This window comes from Paraburkholderia sp. RL18-085-BIA-A, assembly GCF_046027075.1.
Taxonomy (GTDB): domain Bacteria; phylum Pseudomonadota; class Gammaproteobacteria; order Burkholderiales; family Burkholderiaceae; genus Paraburkholderia.
Map to the genome: position 1 here is coordinate 1 of NZ_JARESU010000153.1, position 17616 is coordinate 17616.

General features: G+C 57.7%; 14 protein-coding genes and 4 pseudogenes. 9 read left to right on the forward strand and 9 right to left on the reverse strand.

Features of this window, described 5'->3' with window-relative positions:
• Nucleotides 1-336: 336 nt before the first annotated feature.
• The 5 genes and pseudogenes from P0D89_RS44415 to P0D89_RS44435 form a co-directional block, all read right to left on the reverse strand.
• A complete protein-coding gene (locus tag P0D89_RS44415; protein ID WP_408368362.1) occupies nt 337-1047 on the reverse strand; it encodes a lysophospholipid acyltransferase family protein in 711 nt (236 codons plus the stop codon).
• Nucleotides 1048-1499: 452 nt separating this feature from the next.
• On the reverse strand, nt 1500-1772 hold the full coding sequence (locus tag P0D89_RS44420; RefSeq protein WP_408378612.1) for a hypothetical protein: 273 nt from the start codon (nt 1770-1772) through the stop codon (nt 1500-1502).
• Nucleotides 1773-2041: 269 nt separating this feature from the next.
• Nucleotides 2042-2242, reverse strand: a pseudogene (locus tag P0D89_RS44425) (SOS response-associated peptidase family protein); the annotation flags it as partial.
• A 33-nt stretch (nt 2243-2275) separates the two neighbouring features.
• Nucleotides 2276-2950 (reverse strand): TetR/AcrR family transcriptional regulator, encoded by a 675-nt coding sequence (locus tag P0D89_RS44430; RefSeq protein WP_408368360.1) that lies wholly within the window; start codon nt 2948-2950, stop codon nt 2276-2278.
• Between the two features lie 134 nt (nt 2951-3084).
• Complete coding sequence (locus P0D89_RS44435) at nt 3085-3543, reverse strand: VOC family protein (protein WP_408368358.1); 459 nt, start codon at nt 3541-3543, stop codon at nt 3085-3087.
• Nucleotides 3544-3821: 278 nt separating this feature from the next.
• Here P0D89_RS44435 and P0D89_RS44440 point away from each other — a divergent pair, with 278 nt between their 5' ends.
• The 6 genes from P0D89_RS44440 (at nt 3822) to P0D89_RS44465 (ending at nt 10582) form a co-directional block, all read left to right on the forward strand.
• Nucleotides 3822-4577, forward strand: coding sequence for an SDR family NAD(P)-dependent oxidoreductase (locus P0D89_RS44440; RefSeq protein WP_408368356.1), 756 nt, complete (start codon nt 3822-3824; stop codon nt 4575-4577).
• A 140-nt stretch (nt 4578-4717) separates the two neighbouring features.
• Entirely contained in the window at nt 4718-6196 is a 1479-nt protein-coding gene (locus P0D89_RS44445) for a sugar ABC transporter ATP-binding protein (protein WP_408368353.1), read from the forward strand.
• Between the two features lie 29 nt (nt 6197-6225).
• Nucleotides 6226-7224 carry an ABC transporter permease gene (locus P0D89_RS44450; protein WP_408368351.1) on the forward strand — a complete coding sequence of 333 codons (999 nt, stop codon included), beginning with the start codon at nt 6226-6228 and terminating at the stop codon, nt 7222-7224.
• A 60-nt stretch (nt 7225-7284) separates the two neighbouring features.
• Nucleotides 7285-8274, forward strand: coding sequence for a substrate-binding domain-containing protein (locus P0D89_RS44455; RefSeq protein WP_408368349.1), 990 nt, complete (start codon nt 7285-7287; stop codon nt 8272-8274).
• A 31-nt stretch (nt 8275-8305) separates the two neighbouring features.
• Nucleotides 8306-9052 carry an SDR family NAD(P)-dependent oxidoreductase gene (locus tag P0D89_RS44460; RefSeq protein WP_408368347.1) on the forward strand — a complete coding sequence of 249 codons (747 nt, stop codon included), beginning with the start codon at nt 8306-8308 and terminating at the stop codon, nt 9050-9052.
• Nucleotides 9053-9538: 486 nt separating this feature from the next.
• Entirely contained in the window at nt 9539-10582 is a 1044-nt protein-coding gene (locus P0D89_RS44465; RefSeq protein WP_408368345.1) for an SDR family oxidoreductase, read from the forward strand.
• Between the two features lie 57 nt (nt 10583-10639).
• Here the strand turns inward: P0D89_RS44465 and P0D89_RS44470 are convergent.
• Together P0D89_RS44470 and P0D89_RS44475 are read right to left on the reverse strand one after the other, a co-directional pair.
• A pseudogene (locus tag P0D89_RS44470) lies at nt 10640-10795 on the reverse strand (PHP domain-containing protein); the annotation flags it as partial.
• Nucleotides 10796-10801: 6 nt separating this feature from the next.
• A pseudogene (locus tag P0D89_RS44475) lies at nt 10802-11009 on the reverse strand (DNA polymerase Y family protein); the annotation flags it as partial.
• Nucleotides 11010-11825: 816 nt separating this feature from the next.
• Here P0D89_RS44475 and P0D89_RS44480 point away from each other — a divergent pair.
• The gene (locus P0D89_RS44480; protein WP_408368343.1) at nt 11826-12041 is read left to right on the forward strand and encodes a DUF6566 family protein; all 216 of its coding nucleotides are present in this window, start codon (nt 11826-11828) and stop codon (nt 12039-12041) included.
• Nucleotides 12042-12110: 69 nt separating this feature from the next.
• Here P0D89_RS44480 and ilvB read toward each other — a convergent pair whose 3' ends face one another.
• Complete coding sequence (ilvB, locus tag P0D89_RS44485; RefSeq protein WP_408368364.1) at nt 12111-13886, reverse strand: biosynthetic-type acetolactate synthase large subunit; 1776 nt, start codon at nt 13884-13886, stop codon at nt 12111-12113.
• Nucleotides 13887-15062: 1176 nt separating this feature from the next.
• Between ilvB and P0D89_RS44490 the strand changes: the two genes are divergently transcribed.
• A complete protein-coding gene (locus P0D89_RS44490) occupies nt 15063-15461 on the forward strand; it encodes a DUF3331 domain-containing protein (RefSeq protein ID WP_408368341.1) in 399 nt (132 codons plus the stop codon).
• A gap of 1485 nt (nt 15462-16946) precedes the next feature.
• The gene (gene hfq / locus P0D89_RS44495; protein ID WP_408368339.1) at nt 16947-17240 is read left to right on the forward strand and encodes an RNA chaperone Hfq; all 294 of its coding nucleotides are present in this window, start codon (nt 16947-16949) and stop codon (nt 17238-17240) included.
• Between the two features lie 258 nt (nt 17241-17498).
• Here the strand turns inward: hfq and P0D89_RS44500 are convergent.
• A pseudogene (locus tag P0D89_RS44500) lies at nt 17499-17616 on the reverse strand (H-NS family nucleoid-associated regulatory protein); the annotation flags it as partial.

Below are 17616 nucleotides of genomic sequence, written 5' to 3' on the forward strand. Positions count from 1 at the left end.
CTAAAGCGCGTGGGGGCAAACCAGTAATTGCCTGAGGCCAACAACCGCGACCTGCGGAGGAACGGCGCCAGGCCGAAATACGGAGGAAGGCACTCGAACGTCTCAAGCAAGTTGAAGAGTGGGCGACCCAACTTGAGCGGCCTGACCGCCTGAGAAACCTTGCCGACAAGTTCGAAACCGAAAAGCTGGCTTCAAACGACGCGGTGATTAACGCGGAATGGGTCCGCCGTGCAGCAGAGTGATTGGACCCAACTGTAGTTGGTCATTGGGATGATGTTGATAACCGTCCGTACCGTCAACCAAGCCATGCGCGGAATTCATCTCGCTTTATGCGTATCAAAGCCGCAGCAGTTCATCTTTCATCCACTCATGGACGGCTCGACCCAGTTCCTGCTGTGACAGGTCCCGAGGGGAGAATACCGGGCCGACAACCACACGAATTTGTCCACGGCCACTGGGCCAGCCTTTCGCCGGCCAGACTTTGCCCGCGTTGAGAACCACAGGAACAGCAGGTACGCCAGTCGCGCAAGCCAATCGAACGCCTCCCGATGTCATCCTCAACGGGGCATCATGTGGCACCCGGGTCCCCTCCGGGAAAATGACAACGACGTCTCCCTTCGCCAGTCTCTCAGCGCCTTCCTGCGTCACAGCCTGATGAGCCTGTCGAGCAGAGCCGCGGTTCAGACTAACCATATCGAGGCCACGCAGCACCCATCCAAAAAAGGGAATGCGAAGAAGCTCTTCCTTGAAAACGAAACTGACGCGCCGTGGAAAAAGTGCAAGAAATGCGAGGGTCTCCCAAGTTGATTCGTGACGGCACAGTAATATCGCTGGCCCTTCAGGGATATGTTCAAGCCCTTCTATCGAGCATGAGACTCCCGGCAGCACGCGCATAACAACCACCAGTGCTCGACACCATTGTTTTGCCAACCAGTATCGTCCAGCCCTTCCGACGAAAGGAAACAGGAGCAGTATGAGCATTGAATACAGTGTCCCGCTACCGAGAAGGTAGACGATGAACAACCATTTGGTGAAAGTCGAGCGCATCGGGGCCTGATTCAGATTGGTTTGCGGCGAAACACTTCACCGTTGTCAAGTAAAACTACGCCTCGAGCGGTGCGTCCGCTTCCCAGACCGAAAGCGGCAACGCCGCGCCTGAAACGTGGCACGCAAAGCAGGCCATCAGTTCGCGTACGCCCAAAACCGTAGCGCTTATATCCCCCAAGACCTTGGGCGGGCATCCCGGTGCTCGAGCACACCGGGAGCGCCGCATGTACTGCAAGTTACATCAAGCATAGTTGCCACACATCAAGCTTCGCAGCTTTCACGAAAAAAAGTGAACTTCCATCGACCTCCTGCGGACCGCGACGCGGATGGTTTAGCCGACAAAAGGGGCCGCCCGCGCCTGCATTGAGTACGGCGAATGGGACCACAAGAACAAAACCCTGACGCCAATCAAGCTTGAGAAACTGCTGGCAAGGCCTCATAACCCAAGCCTGTCATGGGTAATGGATAGCCTCGCTGCCGCGGCTGAAGCCGGCAGATTGGATGCGGACCAATACATCGAGCAACCGTTTGCAAGCAGGGAAGATGTGCGCGCTTTCCGGCTCATTCTGCGTGACGCTGGGCAAGAACGTTGGCTCCATGACCGGCACCACCATGCTCTCAAAAAACTCGGGAACGCGGAACTCGACTTGATGACCTACGCAGGAATTGCAGGTCTCTTCGACCCAGCAGAATGAGCCATGACTACCTGCTGAATAGGTGCACAATTAGATACACCAGCTCCGACAATGACTGTATAAGTTGCGCCAAGGTGTCAGCTCCTCAAGTCTGTCTGCGTGAGTGTATCTGCGTCATCGTTGAGTCAGGTTGAGTTTAAGTCTCTCATACCCTGGGCCAGTCATCAATTTCATATGCCGAGAAGTAAGCCGCGGGATGACCCACATGCTCCGCGAGCGGTCACAGGTTACGGCGACAGAGTTTCCTTTTACGCGGTCCCGCAGCTAAGTCCCTTCGCTAGCCGGACAACATTACCCGTTTAGGCCGCCAACTTGTGCTCATAAAACGGCCGGTCCCGGTCATCAAGTATCTCGTACGAAGCCGCGAGGTCCGACAGGTCCGGGTTCAACCATGCGCTCACATTTTCCGGTTTGATGGGAACGATGCAGCCGTCGTCGCCTGCGGCCGCAACTTGCGGCGGCTGCTCATCTGCGACTGCCGCGAATGAAAGCAAGCCTGGTATTGACGACCCACCGGGACTACAGGCACTCCCTTAGGTTCGCTGGGTGAGGAAAGGCTCGGTCCTGCGTGGCGTCGCCTCAGAACCTTGGCCCGATATAGCAGGCTCCGTGTGGCCTGCCATGAGTGTGGCAGGGTAGCCGAAAAGAAAGTTGTGAACGTGGGCCCTGATGACGCGCCTCACGTCGTCAGGTATGTCCATTCGATAAATCCAGCGCCGCATGCCCATATAGAAGAAGCTCGAGTGAAACCCCCAGAACAACTCGAGGTCAATCTCGGTCGGCTCTGGCGGCAGGCCCTTGGAACTCCGGATTTCACGCAATACGGGCTTGAAGATGCGCTCGTGCAAAAGTCCGATATATCGCTTATTCAGCCCGGGGTCATCCAGCGCGGCGAAAACAAACAAACGTACCCAGTCATTGCTAAGAATGGCGTGAGTGTAGTCTTCGATACAAGCGACCAGCCGCTCTTCAAGAGGCTTTCGGGTGTCTGCAAGAACCTCTTCCCACAGGGGGTTCCAACGCGAGAAGAAGACCTCGCGATAGACCTGGTCCACTAGGTTCTCTTTGCTGCCAAAGTAGTGATAGATGAGTGGTTGCGTCACACCGATATGTTTCGCCAGGTCGCGGGTGCTTACACCAAACCCGTGTGTGGCAAAGCATTCAATCGCGCGCCGGAGGATGTACGCCTCCCGCTCAGCGCTTCCCATGTGCTTTGCCCGTGGGCGTCCACGCCGCGTCTTCGATTCGGAGGCGTCGGCGCTCGCGTCTGATGTGGTCTTTGGTTCGGGCGGAGAAGTCACTCTGGAATCACCTCGTGCACAATCAGGGAACAATCGGCTTCCTAACCCGCATCGATTGCAAGCCGTCCCAGATTATCCCCCATGACTGCATTGTCGGGAGAGTACGGGAAAATCAGCTCAATTTTGATGCCATTGGGGTCATCGACAAAAAGCTGATGTTCGGAGAGTTCCGGCACGATTCGCTCCTGGAAATTCAATCCGAACTCGACGAGCTTGCGCTGGTGGTCCGCCAAGCCTTGACACCGTAAGGAAATGTGGTCGAGCGACCCGCCGCCCGACGATGTGTTCCGTCCACCGAGGTAAGCCTCCAGTTCCGCGTTGTTGTTCGAGATATTCGCGATGTGCACGACCGGTCGCTCGCCGGCGTACATCCACTTCCCAGGAAAGGGAAACGCCGGGCGCCAGCCTTCGTCCAAGCCAATCGCGTCGCGGAAGAACTGCGCGGTTTCCTCAACCTTGGACGTGCGCAGCGTGAAGTGGTCCAGATGCAAGATGGTCATTGTCTCTCCGTTATAAATTGTTCAATCGATAAAAACAAGACTAGCATCAAGATGGGCGGGCATCAAATTTTTCTTTCCAGATGCTCCTCCGGCCTCTACGTTCGCCGAAAAGCATAGTGGTTTACACGCACAAAACAAGCAAAAAACGGCGCGTAGCCTTGTGCGATAAGCCTTTCCGGGTGACCGCAAGTCACGTTGACAAAATTTATCAATCGACCAATACTTAAATCAAAGCCGGGGCGCTGGGCACCCGGAATTCGTAAGCTAGGAGAGACGAAATGACAAAGTTGGCAGGTAAGGTCGCACTGGTCACCGGCGGAGCGCTGGGAATGGGATTCGCGATGGCCGATAGATTCGCTCGCGAGGGCGCCAAAGTGGTCATTGCCGACCGTGACGAAGCGGCCGGGCAGAAAGCAGCCGCTCGCATCAAAGAGGAGACGGGCGCCGAGACGCTTTTCGTGCACCTCGATGTCGCGTCGGAAGGAGCTTGGCAGGAGGGAATTGCTTCGGTTGCGGACCGCTTTGGCCAGCTCGATGTGCTGGTCAATAACGCAGGCGTGTACATGTCCGGCACGACGGAAAGCACGCCCCTCGACGTCTGGGAGAAGACGTTCGCCGTGAACGTTCGGGGTGTGTTTCTGGGCTCGAAGACGTCCATCCCCCTGATGCGAAAAAGCGGCGGTGGCTCCATCATCAACATCTGCTCCAACTGGGGCATCGTCGCATTTCCGGATGCCGCAGCTTACGTGGCGTCCAAGGGCGCTGTTCGCCTGCTGACCAAGGCAACCGCAACGGAAGTCGCGCAGGACAACATCCGCGTCAACTCCGTGCATCCGAGTCTCACAGCGACGGACATGACTCGTGGCGTCCTGGAAGACAGTGAGGCCACAAAGCGACTTCTCGGACCGTCGCTGCTCGGTCGCCCTGCAAAGGCCGAAGAAATTGCCAACGCGGTTCTCTTCCTTGCATCGAGCGAAGCATCGTTCATGACGGGCAGTGAACTGGTCGTTGACGGCGGCTACACCGCCGTTTAAGCGAGTTACCGAGCCGGCCGCGTTCGCGGTCGGCGCATCTCAAAAGCGAAGTCCTCAGGCGGTGGTCCTCTGCATAGCTGCAAGACCGCCGGGGGGATATTCGTCTCTATTCGCCGCGTCGGTCGAGGAGGTGGAGAATCATGAGCTCTTTGCTTGTCGAAGCATCAGGTGTTCAAAAGTCATATGACGGCGTTCCTGCGCTGCGCGATGGCAGATTCAAGCTTGCCCGCGGAAGTGTCCATGCACTCTGTGGCGGCAACGGCGCGGGTAAGTCGACGTTCCTCAGCATTCTGATGGGAATTCAAGCGCGCGATGCCGGTTCAATCCGAATCCGGGATGAAGAGGTCAACTTCCAAAGTCCTCTGGATGCCCTGAACCATCGAATCGCGATTATTACCCAGGAGTTATCTCCCATTCCATACATGAACGTGGCCGAGAACATTTATCTCGGTCGCGAACCTAGGAAGGGAGTTGTCGTTGACAAGAGAACCATGCGCGGGAACGCACGCGCACTTCTTGAACGACTGAACTTCGATATTGACCCGACGGCGCCGATGGTGTCGCTGAGCCTGGCTCAAGTACAGCTCGTTGAGATTGCCAAGGCGTTCAGCTTCGATGCGGAAATCGTCATTATGGACGAGCCGACATCGGCCATTGGCGAGCGTGAAACGCACATCCTGTTCAACGCCATCCGCAGTCTCACGTCGCATGGCGCAGGAATCATTTACGTGAGCCATCGGCTCGAAGAGTTGTTCGAAATCGCCGACGAGTACACCGTCTTCCGTGACGGAGCATATGTCGAGAGTGGCAAGCTCGGTGACATCGACCGTCCTCATCTGGTCAGGCAAATCGTGGGACGCGAAGTCGCGCAACCGCGCAAGTCCACACGCAGCGAAGCTGGAAAAGTGATGCTTGACGTCGCGAACCTATCGCAGTCAGGCCAGTTCAATGATGTCTCTCTTCGCGTCTCGAGTGGAGAGATTGTGGGCATCTACGGTTTGATGGGTTCGGGACGGAGCGAATTTCTCAATGCTGTCTACGGAATCGGTCCACGTGAAGGGGGTACGGTCACCGTTGACGGCCGAGAGGTGATGCCTGCGCGCCCCGATGAGTCAATCGATGCCGGCATGGCGATGGTCACCGAAGACCGCAAGGAAAGCGGACTCGTTCTCGGCGCACCTATTCGACACAACATCTCTCTCTCGGCTTTGACCCACCTCTCCTGGAAAGGTGTCGTGCAAAGACGCAAGGAGCGAACGCACGCTGCCGAGATGATTCGTCAACTGAACATCAAGACCGCATCCGACGAGTTACCAGTGTCCACCATGAGCGGAGGCAATCAACAAAAGGTCGTGCTTGCACGTTGCCTATCTTCCCGCCCAAAGCTGCTTATTTGTGACGAACCCACGCGCGGCATAGATGAAGGTGCCAAACAGGAGATTTATACCCTGCTCGACCGGTTCGTGCGTTCCGGCGGCGCAGTGCTGCTCGTGTCATCAGAAGCGCCCGAAGTCCTGCAGCTAAGCGACCGAATCGTAGTTTTCAAGAAGGGGCGCATCAAAGAAACGCTTCCCGGCCACAGCGCGAGTCAGGAAACGCTGCTTCATGCAGCGTCATGAACAGAGTCAAGAGATTCAGGAGACAAACCATGAGACAAGACATCCCCGCAAACAAAGCTGCATCGACGGCGCTTCCGAAGCCCATATCTCTTCATGCGGTGCTCAAACTGGCAAACAACTACGGAATTGCCGTCGCTTTCATTGCCTTGTGCATTGCGCTTAGCTTCTCGAGCGACGTATTCCTCACGTGGGGGAACTGGACCAACATCATCCGCCAGACCGCCATTAACGGGATGCTTGCAATCGGTGTCACGTTCGTCATTCTCACCCGTGGTATCGACTTGTCAGTTGGCGCAGTCATGGCGTTAGCTGGAGTCGTTGGCGCTACTCTTGCCGTGATGCCCGGAGAGCAGAACATCGTCGTCATACTGCTTGCCGGTTGCTTCGTAGGGGCGTTTCTCGGTTGGCTCAACGGCGTTGCCGTCGCGCGACTTTCGCTGCCGCCTTTCGTCGTGACGCTGGGTATGCTCAGTGTTGCACGAGGATTGACATTCATCTTCACCGACGGTCAGCCCGTCCTCAATCTTTCTCCGCAGCTCCTCTGGCTTGGCAGCGGGAGCGTTTTCGGCGTACCGGTGCCTATCGTCGTGCTCATCCTGCTGTTCGCTATCTGCTGGTTTGTCCTTCAGCACACGGTTTTTGGCCGGCATATCTACGCCGTCGGTGGCAGTGAAAAGAGTGCGGCGACAAGCGGCGTGCGAGTCAAGCGCGTCATCACTGCCGCTTACGTAATCTCGGGACTGACAGCAGCGCTCGGCGGACTGATTCTGACGGCTAGAACCACGGCGGCGCTTCCACAAGCTGGTGTCGCCTACGAGCTCGATGCAATTGCAGCCGTCGTCATTGGGGGCACGAGCCTGTCTGGTGGCAAAGGCTCTCTCGTAGGGACGCTCTTCGGTGCGCTCATCATCGGGACCATCAATAACGGTCTCGACCTTCTGGGCGTGTCCTCCTATTACCAACAGGTCATCAAGGGACTCATCATCGTTGGCGCAGTGATGCTCGACGCCACACGCCGCGGTAAATGACGCTCTGCGTATCGACGCAGGGCCCAGCTTGAAATATCAACATGTGAACGGAGACGAGAAATGCGCAACTTCAAACGGTATCTTGGGCTGGCCGCCGCTGCCCTCAGCGTCACGCTTCATTGCGAAGCAACTATGGCGCAAGATGGGAAGACCTTCCGGATTGCGGTAATGCCCTTCGCAGTGAACGAGTATATGTCCCGGTGGGTGAAGGAAATGCAACAGCACCCGCTCGTGAAGGATGGCACGGTCAAGATGACGGTCCTCGACGGCAAGTCGGACGCGATGGTGCAAGCCAATCAGTTCGATACGGCCATCACGCAGAAATTCGACGCAATCATCGTTGCGCCGGTCGACTTCCAGGCGGCAGCAGCACCTATTGCCCGCGCGTCCGCGGCCAAGATTCCGGTCATTGGTTCTGTGACTACCGCCAATTCGGACAAGCTCTACGCGTACGTCGGCACAAACGATGTGGAAGGCGGCCGTCTGGAAGCACAGCAACTCGTCAATCAATTGAACGGCAAGGGTAATATTGTCATCCTCGAGGGGCCCATCGGAAACTCTCCACAGCTCATGCGGCGCAAAGGCATCGACTCCGTGCTGGCCGCAAGTCCCGGCATCAAGGTTCTGGCGTCGAAGCCGGGCAACTGGTCGCGCGCGGAAGGACTGAGCGTGACCGAAGACTGGCTCACCAGGTACGGGAAAACAATCAACGGCGTTATCTCGCAGAACGATGCCATGTCGCTCGGCGCTATTGAAGCGCTCAAGCTGAAACAAATCGACCCGAAGACCGTTCCGGTCGTCTCAATCGACGGCGACAAGGGCGGCCAAATGGCCGTGAAGCAGGGAGACTTGTTCACACTGTACAAAGACGCGCACTGCGAAGGGCAAGGGGCGATGGACCTTGCCATCCGTGCGGTTGCGGGTCCGTCATATCAACCGAAGTCCGACTGCTGGTCAAAGACGCTAACGTGGAAAGACGGTACCGCGAAGCAGTACGACGTGCCTTGGGTGCCGCTGACGAAGGCGAACATCGACCAATACCTGAAGTAATCGCCGCCCACTACCCAAGAGGAACGACATCATGCTGAAAGACAAAGTCATCCTGGTCACAGGCGGTGCAAATGGCATGGGAGAGGCGCATTGCCGTCTGCTTGCAGAGCGAGGCGCCGCAGTCGTCGTTGCGGACGTCAACCAGCGTGGCGAAGATGTGGCCGCCGACATTGTGCGAAATGGTGGTGTTGCGAGATTCCGCTCGCTCGATGTGCGCGACCGCCGCCAGTGGCAGATTGTCGTTGATGCGACGGCGACTGAGTTCGGCCGCATCGACGGACTGGTCAACAACGCCGGCATTTTGGTTCGCAAGCCTGTCGAAGAACTTCCTTCCGAGGATTGGGATTTGCTCTTCGACATTAACGTCAAGGGCACATTTCTCGGTTCTCAGGCCGTACTTCCGGCCATGAGGATGGCCGGCGGAGGCTCCATAGTGAACATCTCATCAATCTCCGGGTTTGTCGCCAACATGCCAGGCATGAGTGCGTATTGCGCGACCAAAGGAGCTATTCGACTCTTTACGAAGGGACTCGCTGTCGATTACGCCAGTTATGGCATCCGCGTAAATTCGTTGCATCCGGGCACGATTCGCACGCCGATGACCGCGGACTTTGAGAGCGACAGCGAGAAGCTCAACATGCTGCTTGGGACGACAATCTTGCGGCGGCTCGGTGAACCAAAAGAAATTTCGGAAGTACTCGCGTTCCTGTTGTCGGATGCCTCGTCTTTCATGACCGGCTCCGAAGTAACGGCCGATGGTGGCTTCACCGCGGTCTGACGCGCTCCTGGGTGCGACGTTGTGCTTCGGATGTAGAACCGGTTGAGGGCGAGCAGTTGGCTCGGGGCACCGTGCCTCGGCCCAGCGATAGGATTCGCTGGGGCAGGCAGGTAACGCAAATATGGGCCTGCGTCCTTCGAGAAGCTTCGATGCTTCCGGGCGGAGCTGAGGCCCAGGGTCTCGCGCACGGGAACGTATAAAAAAATTTATGACACGCCCCACTTTGCTAATTTTCGGTGGCGACCTGTCACCTCTAAAGTTGATGTTGGGTGAGCCTAGCCCACGCATACCCCGACCTGTGGCAAAGAGCGAGGAACCATGCTCGGTCTCGCGACGGCGCCAAGACGTTTGGACGAGCATCGGTACCGCAGGCGGGCTTGCAGATTAAATCGGTGTCATTCTTCGCGAGGTTGGAAGTGGCGGTTTCCTGAAGTCACGACCGTCTGGCGCTCAATTCTATGTATCGGTGTGGAGAGCATGAGAACCATGAAAACTGTTGTAATTGCAGGCGCTGTAGGTGTCATTGGACGCGGAGTACTCGCGCATTATGAGAACCAGGACGTCAATCTTGTCGCCGTCTCGCGACGAGCACCTGATTTCCCGACACGTGCGAAACATCTGGCTGTAGACCTGTTGGACAGAGACTCCTGCGAGAGCCTGCTTGCGAAGGTGTCGGATGCCACGCACCTTGTCTTCGCGGCTTACCAAGAGAAGCCGACGCCCGCCGAATTGGTTGATGTGAACCTGCGGATGTTGCAGAACATGGTCGAGGTCATGGAAAAACATTCGCCGAATCTGCAGCACGTCACGCTGATGCAAGGTGGCAAGGCATACGGCGTGCATATCGGTCCTATCCCATCGCCCGCGAAGGAAAGTGACCCGCGCCATATGCCGCCAAACTTCTACTACGACCAGGAGGATTTCCTCCGGGAGCGTTCCGCGGGGAAAGCGTGGTCCTGGACCGCATTTCGCCCGGAAGGTGTCGCGGGTGTTGCTGTTGGCAACCCTATGAATCTGCTGATGGTGATTGCGGTCTATGGAACGTTGGCAAAGGCGTTGGGTGTGCCGATGTCATACCCAGGGTCACGCGCCGCGTATGACGCGCTCTACCAGGTAACGGACACTCGAGTCCTTGCGCGCGCTGTGGATTGGGCGGGCGAAACCGAGGCATGCCGCGGCGAGGTCTATAACATCACAAATGGCGACTACTTCAGGTGGTCGCGAATTTGGCCGCGTCTGGCCGAGTTCTTCGATGTCCCGGTCGGCGAGCCGTTCCCCATGTCGTTACAGCAGATGATGGCCGACAAGGCGGAACTGTGGAGCAGCCTGGTCAAAAAACACAACCTGCGGGACTATGCTTACGACCAAATCGTGTCGTGGAAATTCGGCGACGTGATTTTCAAGACGCCCTTCGACAACATCACGAGCACCATTAAGGCGCGCAAGCATGGATTCCATGATTGCATTGACACGGAGGAAATGTATATCGAGATGCTGACCGACCTCAGGGAGCAACGTTACATCCCCTGACGACAGCCTTGCGCGACGTCCGTGATGGCATCGCCCACACGGACACGCACCACGCCCTAGCAAACATTCGTCCGTGACGGCCAGTGCCGAATAGCCAAGCTGTGCCGCGCGCTCGGAGAGCTCTTCCGCATGGGAAGCACCATGCAGGAAGCTGAAATTCGAAAGACAGAAAAGCTCGGCATACGCCGGAAGGACATTGAATGTAGTGTCCATGACGCATCAGCCGAACAGTCCTTGAAGGAACCACCGCTGCTCGTCCTCCGCGTCGCGGCTGCTGACACGCTCGCGGTATGTCCAGTAGCAACTCTGGTCTTCCGCTTGCGCCACGAAATAATCGCGCGTCACAAGCTCACCATCAAACCAGCCTGCCTCGATGCGTTCACCGGGTGACACCATCCGCTGGAGACCCATGGAAGGGACGATGCTGACCCGGCCACGGCCACGCGCGAGCTGAGACGCGCGCCACAAGGACCGATGTATCTCTTCGGCGGTGACGGTAGCGCTGGCCATGTGGCATCAAAGAACCTGTATATTTATACAGTATCGTACACGTAAACTGGGGTCGTGAGCTGTCACTTCTAATTGGGGCTGAATCATGGGTGCATCTGTTCGCAAAGTCAGCCGTCCAATGCCTGAAATGGCGGCATTTATGGCCAGAACTGCGCGCTGCATTTGGCGACGAGTGGGTCGATAATGCTGTCCGGCGAGGCAAAGCCCGTGAGCCGACGTTTCGCTAGCGAGAATGGTCGCGCTGTTGGTACAGCAGGTCCGGCGCACGAGGATGTGTGGGCGCGTCAACGCTGACATAAGGGACCGGCATCATTGTCCCGGCGCCGATGGCGGGGTATTGGTTGCAAGGAGTGGCTGAAACGAACAGCCGGCAAGGAGAAATCGTGAAAAGAATTGGACTGGCGTTGCTGACGGCGACGCTTGCGCCTGCAGCGTTCGCGACTGGCGGATATTCGGAAATGTGGAATCCGCCAGAAGCTCGCGCGACCGCGCCGCACAGGGTCAATGCTGCACACAAGCTTGCAGTTCATCGACACGTCGTTGCTCACGCGGTGAAAGTGCACGCGCGGCGCGCACCGACATCGGCACCCGGGCTCATGGCGAAGCAAAGCAAGATGCACAAGACTGTGCCGACCGGCGAACCAGACATGTCGCAGATTCCGCGTCAAATAACGCCCGAGGGCAATGTGCTTCGCGTGACTGGTCGCGGAGCTTCTGCTGAGGTCGCTCGCTAATGGAATCGCAGTCCTACCATGGTTACAGCGTGTGGCACGCAATCCGGCAGCAGGAAGACATACTGCTGCCGGAATGCTATGCGGCAAGCGGGACCATCACCAAAGGCGGTAAGCTAATCGAAGCATCGGGCGTTCTTGATTATTTTGAAAGTGAAGATGAAGCTCAACATGCAGGCCTGGATTGGGCCCGGGCTTGGGTCGACGCACATGGGTGAGTTCAGCAATTGGCTAACACTCTCGCTCGAGTCGGGCTTTCAGCGTCTGGCAGCGCTACTCGATTCACATCATGTGGAGGGCTGCCTCTTTTGGTCCTTTGCCAGCAAGACGTTCTGATGTCCGGAACCGGCTGGAATCATTGGGAAGCAGTTTTCCTCTGCGGTAACACGAACGTCGAGAAAATACGGACCCTGACTTGCGAGACACGCCGCGATGGCGTCGTCCAGTTCTTCCCGACGACTCACCGCCTTAGCTTGCCACCCAAAGCCACGAGCAACAGCCACAAAGTCGGGTAGCGCTTCGTTGTAGCTATGGCTGTATCGTCCGTCGTGAATCATTTCCTGCCACTGACGCACCATTCCCATGTAGCCATTATTCGATAGGATGACCTTCACGGGAGTACGATGCTGGACTGCAGTCGACAACTCCTGAATATTCATCAAGATAGACGCATCACCGCTCACACAAACGACCGTCTTATGGGGATGCGCAATCTGAGCACCGATGGCCGCCGGCAATCCATACCCCATCGTGCCAGCACCGCCTGAAGTGAGCCAACGCATGGGCTGCTCAAACCTCAAATATTGTGCGGCCCACATCTGATGCTGCCCGACATCGGTGGAAACAATCGCGTCGCGACCCTCGAGTTGGGCCTGGAGTCGACTCATGAGTGCCTGCGGAGCGATAGAGTGCGGCGTGTCGAGAAACGCCAGCGATTCCTGCTTCCGCCAGCCATTGATTTGACGCCACCAATCCGAAAGACGATTTGCTTTTGCGCTACTACCGATGCGTTCCAGCAACCCCTCGAGCACTTCCTTGCAGTCCCCGACCAAGGGCAAGTGCGCTTTTACCGTCTTGTTGATGGAGGCAGGGTCAATGTCCACATGCAAAAATCTGGCACCGGGACAAAAATCAGCGAGACGGCTGGTCACACGGTCATCGAAGCGAGCCCCGATGCACACAACCAAGTCAGCGTGGTGCATTGCAAGGTTGGCTTCGAGAGTGCCATGCATACCCAGCATTCCCAACCACTGAGGACTGGACGCCGGGAATGCTCCTAGGCCCATCAGGGTAAGCGTACATGGCGCACCAACGCGCTCGACCAATTCGCGGAAAAGTTCACACGCTTTCGGGCCGGAGTTCACCAAGCCCCCACCGCCATAGAACACCGGTCGTTTCGCCGCGCAAATTGCCGCTGCTGCTTCTGAAAGACGCGTTGCGGACAGCCTAACCGAAGAATTCTTGCCGAGGTCTCGCGCGTCAGCGGACTGTGAGCCTGCAGCCACCGAGCACAATTGAATGTCCTTCGGAAAATCGACCAGCACGGGCCCTGGACGGCCACTTTTCGCAATGTTGAACGCACGACGCACCGTCGCTTCCACTGAAGTAACTTCGCGAATCTGTGTATTCCACTTGGTGATTGGCCGAGAAATGCCAAGCGCGTCACATTCCTGGAATGCGTCGGTTCCGATGACAGCGGTTGCAACTTGACCAGAGATGCAGAGGACGGGAACAGAATCGCACATCGCGTCAAGCAGGCCAGTGGTGGTATTGCTCATCCCGGGACCCGAAGTCACGAAAACAACGCCGACTTTACCGGTTGAGCGTGCGTACCCCTCGGCAGCGTGGACGGCCGCTTGCTCGTGCCGGACCAGAACGTGTCGAAGACGGGGTTCGGCGTGGAGAGCGTCATATAAAGGAAGCACGGCGCCGCCGGGGTACCCAAAAACTGTGTCAACCCCAAGGTCGAGCAGGGTTTGTATAAGGACCATCGCTCCGACCGTTTGGTCAGTTTCGATGAGTTCAGCAGCACGGAGGTCGGATATAGCGTTCATGCTAAACACTTTATCCTGGGAATCGCGGAAGAGGCTTCCGGTTTGGAGATGCAGCGGCACTCAGTTTGGAAGGTTTATCCGCCAGAAGGGTTTGTTCTGAAATCAGCTTCATCACCCCATTGCCCGCTATCAACTACCTGTGAGACCAACGGCGAAAGCATCCGGCTGGGCCGTTCAAACCTACCGAGCCTTTTGCGAAAACGCTGCGATTTGGGGGGCAGGAGTGGCGCGTCCGCCGTCGACGTCATTGAACACATGTGAGTCTGCGCGGCTTACGTCAACCGCCTTGCAGGAGCGTAATTTGACTCGCCTTACATTCAAGAACAGTAAAATCCCGCGCTTGGCTCGGCTTTGGGCGTTCGCGGGCGCGCACGCGCAGCGCCAGGTCTAGCTCGCTCTTCGTGTCTGGATAAGACCGACGCTTCCATTTTGGGTAACGATGCGGGTGGCCACGCGTCGCGTCGACGAAGTGACCGTAGATTTCCAGATTCGCAATCAGGCGCAGATGACAAAACTGTCACGAGCGTGTCAGCGCCAGGTCAAGCTTGAAAGGGCACGATAGACACATAGACTTCCGGACTGATGGCCCGGTGAGTAGTAGCAGTGCCGCAAATACTACGTTCTAAGCGTGTCTTAGTTGTTTGCCATCACGATTGCTCCCAACGCCCCTGTTTAGTCGCCAGCGTATCGGCGGCGTTTTTTTCGGGGAAAGGAATCGCTTTGGCGGCGAGAGCGAGTTATGGAAGAAGGTAAGCATCATCATGTCCGGTAAATCGGAACCGGAAACACACCCCTCCAGTGATGTCACCGCCCACTGCGTGGGCTTACCGTTGGTCGGGCTGCGCATGGACCCGTGACCCACGCCATGGCTCTTCAATGCTACACCGGTCTGGACGCGTTTAGGCAACGTCATGGCTCGCGATAGCTATTTATGACTTCGGGTCGACAGCGGTCTGTTGCCGGGGAGTCGGTCGCGCCGGCCAGACGAAATTGCAGACATCCAGCAGGCGCACGTAGCAATGATGCATATCGACGCTACCGAGAAACAATGCGGCGCATGGCTGATAGGCGATGTCGAATACGTGCTTATGCGTGTCGTTCGAAACCTTCGAACAGGAAGTTTTTCAGGTTCGCCCGGATACCCGGGCACAGAGTGACTGGAAGTCGCTCCTTCGGAGGTGCGCCATGACAAAAGTTTGTGAGCTGGATTGCTGGCTGGCAAAGCTCTACGGGCATACTGCTGTTGACAGTGCTGCCGTGCTCGAGCGCGATTGGGCCGAGGCAAACCCGCGCGCGGACGACCCAGAAGACCGGGCCGTGCCAACAGTCCAAATCATCGAGGTTGTGAACGACAGAATGATTATCGTCGCATGGCAGGACTCTACCGGCGGCCGGTATGGGTACCAGACATGGACCCGTGTGCTCGCGCGACGAGACACCGTGTGCGCACTGACCGGGCTCTCAGTTAAGAGGGGCGATGCAGTCTTCCATCCAAAGTATCTCCGCGACAGGCGCCCCGCGAATGCGGACAGCGTCATCCTCGCCGGCGATGGGAAGCGCCATGGCGTTGCACCGTCAATGTGAACCTTGGCATACGCGGCAGCGGACTGAAGCGCGGCGTTCTCCGACATCAGACAGGCGAGCAGTCCGAATGCCCCACGCTGTCCAGCGGGGGGTGTGAAAGATATGTTTGCTGCCTAACCCAGCCTGAAGATTGATGCGAGAGGCACGACGACGTGCTGTTTATAAACGAATGGATACGAGTCCATGTCGTGCCAGGCGTTCCTGCAGGCACTCGACGATAAAACGTCGCAGCGCTTCCGTACGTTCGGAAACGCACTTCAGGAGGCATCCGCGTTCTTCGGAAGCGGGTGCGAGGCGAGTGCCGCAAATCGTTCCGCGTTGCGCCGACCATCTGGCTCGCTGCCGAAAGGGCGGACCTCCATGCCGATATGGCACCATCGCTCCGCGGGGGTACGTTCCTCGAGATGCTGCCGACGAACCCTTGTGCCATCCGGATGATGTCGATGATGACCCGAAACGGTACGAAGCGAGCCCTGCTCGCTCTTTTATCCGAATGCATCTGACGTCGCCCACCGCACATACCGTCCAGGCGCCGGCCGCGCATTATTCCCGTTGCGAAATATCCCGGAACGAACAATGACTTCAAGGCCGGCCGCTAATCTCACAAAAGCCCTGTCAAGGCGCTGGCCGACCTTGGGCCGCGGAGCCGACAGACAACGTCATGGTTCCGTTCATGACCTGCGTACCGTCACGCATTCCGGGGAGCACGCGCCGACCGATGGTGACTGTGTGGCAGACGGATATTTTCTACAGGGAAACCAGATATTGGCCGTCGTTTCGGCGTTGGCGTTCTTCGTCGCGTCGTTTGTCGTCTGGCGGGGCGGTGTTTTGGCCCGCTTCCGGACATCCGGGATGGCAGTGCAGAGGGAAGCCATCCGCACAGCGGCCTGGCTGGCGCGCCTGCGGACCTCGCGGTCCCGGTCGCTCCAGCAGGGACACCAATTCTGGCACGAACTGTTCGCCGACCTGGAGAGTGCCAGTCGCGAGGATGACATTCCCTGGGAGGTGGTATTCGCCGCGACCGAGGCGGCGCAGGCAGAGGTCTGCCGCACGGCAAAGCTTCGTGCGGCAATGATTCAAAGACCCAACGCCGGCCTGCGGGCACGCGTGGGTACGCGTCTTTCCCGGGCTTCAACGCCTGGTGGGAGAAGAGTGACGCGATGGAGCAGTCGACGAGCGCGTACGATACTCCAGCCTGCGCATTCATCCGCCGAACGCCAGGACCGGTACTCACGCAGAGGCCCTCCGCACTACCCGGTCATTCGCCCGGATGAGTGACCTCGCCCCGCTTGCGCCGACGTCTGAGCACCTTCATCCGCCGCGCTGCCGCGCGCTCATACTTATTCAACCCGAACGACCACCAGCACCCGTGCGAGATTGCGCAAGCGCGACGACTCAAAGCCGCCGGGTCGCAGTGACATATTTCATCTGGACTGCCTGGCGGCTTCAGCTATCGCCGGCACCACAATCGAAGGACCTATCCCATTGACCTCAGAACATGACCGCACGCCCAGCGTACAAGACGACTTTCTGCAGACCCTCGTAAGGGACAAGACCACCGTAAATGTGTTCCTCGTGAGCGGCATCAGACTGAGCGGTCAACTGGCCGCCTTTGACCAGTTTGTAGTTCTGCTGGAGTCTGGCTCAGGCTCACAACTTGTTTTCAAGCATGCCATTTCGACCGTGCTGCCAGTCAATGGCAGAGAACCGGCACGCGACCCGACCGAGGTACCGGTGAGTGGTGACAGGTCGAACCACGTGCGAGGCCGTGTCCGATGAGATTGCGACGACATGCTGTGGCTCACGCCTGACCTGCGCATAGCCACGCGATGACCACGTCGAGAAGTTCCGAAAGGCGCGCACAACCCGCACTCTTCGGAACCGTAACTCCGGCCCGCCAAAGGGTCACCTCAGGAAATTCTCTCGCGTTGGCGCTGCGGCAAAATGGCGGTCGCCGCGCGACCGGTGACCGACCGATTTGAAATTTGCGGCCTTCGGTCCGCGGGCCGTTCCCTATCTCATTGACGACCGCTAGCGTATCAAGAACTTCGACCGGTCCTTCACTGTTGCCAACCACCCCGGTGCGCGCCCACGCCCGCTCCAGGTCGCGCCCGACTTGGGGTCAAGGTAAAGCGCCGGTTGAGCGCCCTTCGGC

Excerpts from the sequence above, each read along its gene's own strand:
- P0D89_RS44465 (WP_408368345.1), top strand. The coding sequence starts at position 9,539 with ATGAAAACTGTTGTAATTGCAGGCGCTGTAGGTGTCATTGGACGCGGA.
- P0D89_RS44460 (WP_408368347.1), top strand. The coding sequence starts at position 8,306 with ATGCTGAAAGACAAAGTCATCCTGGTCACAGGCGGTGCAAATGGCATG.
- P0D89_RS44415 (WP_408368362.1), bottom strand. The coding sequence starts at position 1,047 with ATGCGCTCGACTTTCACCAAATGGTTGTTCATCGTCTACCTTCTCGGT.
- P0D89_RS44430 (WP_408368360.1), bottom strand. The coding sequence starts at position 2,950 with ATGGGAAGCGCTGAGCGGGAGGCGTACATCCTCCGGCGCGCGATTGAA.
- P0D89_RS44445 (WP_408368353.1), top strand. The coding sequence starts at position 4,718 with ATGAGCTCTTTGCTTGTCGAAGCATCAGGTGTTCAAAAGTCATATGAC.
- P0D89_RS44480 (WP_408368343.1), top strand. The coding sequence starts at position 11,826 with ATGGAATCGCAGTCCTACCATGGTTACAGCGTGTGGCACGCAATCCGG.
- P0D89_RS44440 (WP_408368356.1), top strand. The coding sequence starts at position 3,822 with ATGACAAAGTTGGCAGGTAAGGTCGCACTGGTCACCGGCGGAGCGCTG.
- P0D89_RS44450 (WP_408368351.1), top strand. The coding sequence starts at position 6,226 with ATGAGACAAGACATCCCCGCAAACAAAGCTGCATCGACGGCGCTTCCG.
- P0D89_RS44455 (WP_408368349.1), top strand. The coding sequence starts at position 7,285 with ATGCGCAACTTCAAACGGTATCTTGGGCTGGCCGCCGCTGCCCTCAGC.
- P0D89_RS44435 (WP_408368358.1), bottom strand. The coding sequence starts at position 3,543 with ATGACCATCTTGCATCTGGACCACTTCACGCTGCGCACGTCCAAGGTT.
- P0D89_RS44490 (WP_408368341.1), top strand. The coding sequence starts at position 15,063 with ATGACAAAAGTTTGTGAGCTGGATTGCTGGCTGGCAAAGCTCTACGGG.